Here is a 5,499-nt window from a genome sequence, read left to right as displayed (position 1 = left end):
TCGCACTCGAGAACCGCCGCCTGCCGCTTCTTCTCCACCCACGCATCCAGCACACGACGACGCTCCTCGAGATCGAGGTCGACATCCGTCCGCAACTGGGCCATACCCATAATTTAGAACAAACGTTCGAATGGAAAAGAGATCAGCCCGCGAGAATATCGGTCAGTCAGACCGATTCCCACTGCCCGACATCCGCCAGCACGTCCTCACCAGCGACCGTACCGGCGCTCCCACTCGTCTTCGATCGTGACCCGCCGGCCCGCGATGATGCCCGCCGGGATCGCCGCAACCAGCACACCGCCCACCACGAACAGCGGCACCTGCCATCCCTGGGTCGTCTCGTGCAGCAGGCCGACCAGCAGCGGGAACACCGCGGCGATCGCGTAGCCGATGCTCTGCACGAATCCGCTCAACGCGACCGCACTCTCCGGCGTGCGTGCACGGATGCTGAGCAGCACGAGGCTCAGCGGGAACATGATCGCCGAGAGGCCGAAGACGCACACCCACAGCGCCAGCGCGGCGGTCGGAGCGAGCAGCAGTCCGAGGACGCCGACCAACCCGGCCACGACTCCCACGAAGAAGAGCGGCCGCGTCGCCTGGTAGCGCACCACGAGGATCGGAACCAGCATCGAGCAGGGCAGGCCGATCAGCGCGAACAACGAGAGCAGGAAGCCCGCAGTGGCGGGGGTGACGTCGCCGATGTCGACGAGCATCGTCGGCATCCAGGCGAAGGAGACGTACGCCATCGTCGACGATGTCGCGAAGACCAGCGCGAGCGCCCACGCCAGCGGCAACCTCCACAGCCGGGCGAAATACCGCGGGTTCGCGGGGGAGGTCGAGATCGGTCCGGTCGCGACGGCCACGGCATCCTGCAGATCATGCCGACCATCCGTCGGATCGATCTCCTCCGTCTCGGTCGGCGCAGGCATCGGGTTCGACCGCTCCCGCAGCAGCAGCGTCACCCACGGCACCAGGGCGATCGCGGCGAAGAGGCCCCACATGCCCAGCGAGACCCGCCAGCTCAGCGCATCCGCCAGCGGCACCGCCACGAGCGGCGGCAGGAACGTGGAGACCGCCAGCGTCGTCGAGTACACCGTCATCATGACGCCGATGCGGTCGGGGAAGTACTTCTTCACCAGGGGAGGCAGCAGAACGTTCCCCGAGCCGACGCCCGCGAAGACGACCGCGGTCGCCGCGAGAAGGCCGACCGAGTCGAACGCGAGCCCGCGCAGCAGCATCCCGACGGCCATCAGGGCGATGGCGGTCACTGCGACCCGCTCGAGGCCGAAACGCCGTTCGAACAGCGGCGTCAGCAGCCCGAACAGCGCGAAGCAGACCGGCGGGGCGGCGCCGATCAGGCCGACGGCGACAGGAGAGACCGGGAAGTCCTCGGCGATGTGGTCGATGACCGGCGACAGCGAGGCGACGGCGGATCGCAGCGAGAACGCGACGAGCACGATCCCGACGAGTGCGAGCGTGCGGCCCTGCCACAGCGGCCGCGCCGTCACGAGGTCTGCGACCCCTCCACCCAGGCGAGGTATTCGTCGGAGACGGTGCCGGTGACGTACCGGCCGTCGAAGCAGCTCATGTCGAGATCGGTCAGAGCCGAGCCCTCGATGATCGCGGCCTTGAGGTCGTCGACCTCCTGATAGACGAGGTGGTCGCAGCCGAGCTCCTCCGCGATCTCGGGGATCGTGCGGCCGTGCGCGATGAGCTCATGACGCGACGGCATGTTGATGCCGTAGACGTGCGGATGCCGCACCGGCGGCGCTGCGGAGGCGAAGGTCACCGAGGCGGCACCAGCATCCCGCGCCATCTGGATGATCTCCTTCGACGTCGTGCCGCGCACGATCGAGTCGTCGATCAGGAGCACGTTCTTGCCTTGGAACTCCGTCGACATCGCGTTGAGCTTCTGCCGCACGCTCTTCTTGCGCACCGCCTGCCCCGGCATGATGAAGGTGCGGCCGACATACCGGTTCTTGTAGAAGCCCTCGCGGTACTCGATGCCGAGCTTGCGGGCGACCTCCATCGCGGCGGGACGCGACGAGTCGGGGATCGGCATGACGACGTCGATCTTGTCCATCGGCACATGCTTGGCGATCGTGTCGGCGAGACGGTCGCCCATGCGCAGCCGCGACTCGTAGACCGAGATGCCGTTCATGACCGAGTCGGGACGCGCGAGGTAGACGTACTCGAACGCGCACGGCGCGAGATGCACCTCGGGTGCGCACTGCTTGCTGTAGAGCGTGCCGTCGTTCGTGATGAAGACGGCCTCACCCGGCTCGACCTCGCGGACGACGTCGTAGTCGCCGTTCTCGAGCACGAGCGACTCGCTGGTGACGACCCACTCGTCGCGGCCCTCGGCGCCCTCGACCGTCGACGGGCGACGCCCGAGGATGAGCGGACGGATGCCGAACGGGTCGCGGAACGCGAGAAGACCGTATCCGGCGATCACCGCGATCACCGCATAGGCGCCCTCGATGCGCGCCTGCGTGCGGGCCACCGCCTCGAAGACGCGCTCCGAGTCGAGGTCGACCGCCGAGGTCGTTGCCTGCAGCTCGCCCGCGAGCACGTTCAGCAGCAGCTCGGTGTCGCTCGACGAGTTGAGGTGACGACGGTCGCGCTTGGCCATGTCGGCCGTCAGCTCCCGCGTGTTGGTGAGGTTGCCGTTGTGGATGAGGATGATGCCGTAGGGCGCGTTCACGTAGAACGGCTGCATCTCCTCTTCGTTCGACGCCGTGCCCTTCGTGGCGTACCGCACGTGGCCGAGGCCGACGTTGCCGAGCAGCGCCCGCATGTCACGCGTGCGGAACGCCTCGCGGACCATGCCCTGCGCCTTCGCGTTGTGCATGACGCCGTTGGCCTCCGCCGTGGCGATGCCCGTCGCATCCTGGCCGCGGTGCTGCAGCAGCAGGAGCGCGTCGTAGATGTCCTGATTGACCGGGGCAGAGCCCACCATTCCGACGATGCCGCACATGGGCTCTTACTTCGCTCCGTCCGCGTAGGCGCCGACCAGGCGCACTGCTCCACCGTCGACGCCCTTGGCGCCCTGTTCGAATTCGCCGGCGGGACGCGCGCCGAAGCCCACGGTCCCGACCTGCCACGAGGGCATGCCCTCGGCGTTCAGCGCCGCGATCGCGGCATCCTTCTTGTCCGCGGCGATGATCGCGAGGAATCCGATGCCCAGGTTCCAGGTGCCCTCGGCCGACTCCAGCGTCGATCCCGCGATGTCGCTCAGCACGCGGAAGACCGGGCTCGGCGACCACGTGCTGCGATCGACCTCGGCCCAGCTGCCCTGCGGGAGAACACGGGCGAGGTTCGCGGCGATGCCGCCGCCGGTGACGTGGCTGAGCGAGTGGACGCCGCCGCCGAGCTGCTCGATCAGGCGCAGCAGCGGAAGCGTGTACAGGCGGGTCGGCTCGAGGAGCGCCTCACCCCAGGTCGTGCCGAAGTCGGCGGCGTTGTCGCCGTAGGAGATGCCGGCGCCGGTGATGATGTGGCGCACCAGGGAGTAGCCGTTCGAGTGCAGTCCGCTCGAGGAGACCGCGATGACCGCGTCTCCGTCCTGCACCCGGTCGGCGCCGAGGATGGCGTCGGCCTCGACCACTCCGGTCGCCGCACCCGCCACGTCGTAGTCGCGGGGGCCGAGAAGGCCCGGGTGCTCGGCGGTCTCGCCGCCGACGAGGGCGGTGCCCGTCGCGGAGCAGGCCTCGGCGATGCCGCGGACGATGTCGGCGATGCGCTCGGGGAAGACCTTGCCGCACGCGATGTAGTCGGTCATGAAGAGCGGCTTCGCGCCCACCACGACGATGTCGTCGACGACCATGCCGACCAGGTCCTGACCGATCGTGTCGTGCTTGTCGATCGCCTGCGCGATCGCGACCTTCGTGCCGACGCCGTCGGTGCTGGTCGCGAGCAGCGGACGACGGAAGTCGCGCAGCGCGCTGGCATCGAACAGGCCGGCGAATCCGCCGACACCGCCGAGCACTTCGGGGCCGTGCGTCGCGCGCACGGAAGACTTCATCAGCTCGACGGCGAGATCACCTGCAGCGGTGTCGACGCCGGCTTCGGAATAGGGATTGGTGGGGGAGGCAGCCACCCCTCCAGCCTACCGCCCTGGCCGGCCCGGGTCGTCCGCGGCATCCGACCATGCCGGATCGAAGACGCGGCCCCATTCCCCGCGAAATCCGCATCCATGATCCAGTCTGCGCCGGGAAGCAGAGGCGGGCCATTCGGGGTGTTGTTCCAGTAGCGTGGGGCCATGGCCGACAAGCCGCAGTGGCTCATCCGCGAAGACGCGAGCGTTCCGGTGCTCGTCGCGCTCGCGCTGCGCCAGATGCTCGGGATCCGGGAGCCGGAAGACCTCCCGAGCCTCCGTGAGCTCGCCGTACGCGCGCCGGATGCCGCGGATGCCGCCGATGCGGTGGAGGAGCAGTGGCGGCAGTACTGGGACATGACGGTCGAGCCGCGCGCCCACCCGTCGGAGGTGCCGCTCGAGCTCATCGACGGCTTCGACACGCTCGTCGCCCTCCCGGCCACCGGTGCCACGGAACTCGCCACCGCCATCGCCCCGTACGGCGAAGCAGCCCTCCGCTATGCCCGCGCCGCGCACGATCGCTACGTGCACTCGATGAAGAGCAACACCGGCGGCGACGCGTACCGCGCCTACGCGAGCGCCATCGCGGAGTTCGAACGCGAAGTCGGCCGACGCGCGCACTCGTTCGAGCTGAACGTGCAGGTGCTGCCGTTCTCGCAGCGCGGCATCTGGTGGATCGGGGCGCTCACGGTCGCCGTGACCGACGGGCTCCGACGGGATGTCGTGGCGTTCGACGCCGCCATCCGTCCGGTGATCGCCGAACTGGCCTGAGGCTCAGTCCGTCTCGACGACGGTCTCGCGGTCAACCCTGACCACGCGGTCGTGCCGACGCGCGACGCGTTCGAGGATGATCCCGACGACACCGCCGAGCGCGAGACCGATCGGCGCCGTCCACAGGAGCAGGAATCCGAAGACCTGGGCGGGCGGATAGACGACATCGAGCGCCTCGGACTGCTCGAAGCTGCCGCTCCAGGTGAGCAGGGCGGCGGCGATGACGCCGACCACCACGCCGATGCCCATGAACACGCCATAACGAGGCACGCGACGCACGGTCGCCTCGACGGTCTGGTGGGAATCGGTGGGAGCCATACCCCCATTGTCCCACCGTTGCCGTCGCGTCGCACCCGTCGTCGCGCACACCTACAGGGAGGAAGCACAGGTGCAGGTCGAGATCGTCGATCTCGACCTGCACCTGTGATCCGGACCTGCAACCGGGCCGCCGAGGACCCGATCGGATCAGACCTCCGTCGTCGCCTCGGCGGCCTCGCCCGTGCGACCACGACGCGCGATGAGGACCCCGCCCGCTGCGGCGAGCGCGACGACGACCAGGCCGCCCACGATCCACGGCCACACCGGGGCGCCCTCCGTGACGGCCGGTGTCGTCGATGTTCAGGGCGTCGATC

Annotated in this window: 5 protein-coding genes; 1 reads left to right on the top strand and 4 read right to left on the bottom strand. The window is 69.0% G+C overall.

Translation table 11 applies throughout. The features are described 5' to 3' along the window. Nucleotides 1-206: 206 nt before the first annotated feature. The 3 genes from DW306_RS02515 to purM are packed head-to-tail and all read right to left on the bottom strand — an operon-like array spanning nucleotide 207 to nucleotide 4,099. On the bottom strand, nucleotides 207-1,508 hold the full coding sequence (locus DW306_RS02515; protein ID WP_205814082.1) for an MFS transporter: 1,302 nt from the start codon (nucleotides 1,506-1,508) through the stop codon (nucleotides 207-209). After that, entirely contained in the window at nucleotides 1,505-2,977 is a 1,473-nt protein-coding gene (gene purF / locus DW306_RS02510) for an amidophosphoribosyltransferase (protein ID WP_136054071.1), read from the bottom strand. Before purF ends, DW306_RS02515 begins: the two co-directional genes overlap by 4 nt. Before the next feature lie 6 nt (nucleotides 2,978-2,983). Beyond that, a complete protein-coding gene (gene purM / locus DW306_RS02505) occupies nucleotides 2,984-4,099 on the bottom strand; it encodes a phosphoribosylformylglycinamidine cyclo-ligase (protein ID WP_136054070.1) in 1,116 nt (371 codons plus the stop codon). A gap of 162 nt (nucleotides 4,100-4,261) precedes the next feature. Between purM and DW306_RS02500 the strand changes: the two genes are divergently transcribed. Then, a complete protein-coding gene (locus DW306_RS02500) occupies nucleotides 4,262-4,867 on the top strand; it encodes a zinc-binding alcohol dehydrogenase (RefSeq protein ID WP_136054069.1) in 606 nt (201 codons plus the stop codon). Nucleotides 4,868-4,870: 3 nt separating this feature from the next. Here DW306_RS02500 and DW306_RS02495 read toward each other — a convergent pair whose 3' ends face one another. After that, nucleotides 4,871-5,185: a potassium transporter Trk gene (locus tag DW306_RS02495; RefSeq protein ID WP_136054068.1), complete on the bottom strand. Its 315-nt coding sequence runs from the start codon at nucleotides 5,183-5,185 to the stop codon at nucleotides 4,871-4,873. Nucleotides 5,186-5,499 lie beyond the last annotated feature (314 nt).

The organism is Microbacterium sp. K24, from assembly GCF_004794465.1.
In the GTDB taxonomy this organism is placed as follows: Bacteria; Actinomycetota; Actinomycetes; order Actinomycetales; family Microbacteriaceae; genus Microbacterium.
Note: the sequence above shows the minus strand (reverse complement) of the source record. Positions and strands in the feature narration are given on the sequence as shown.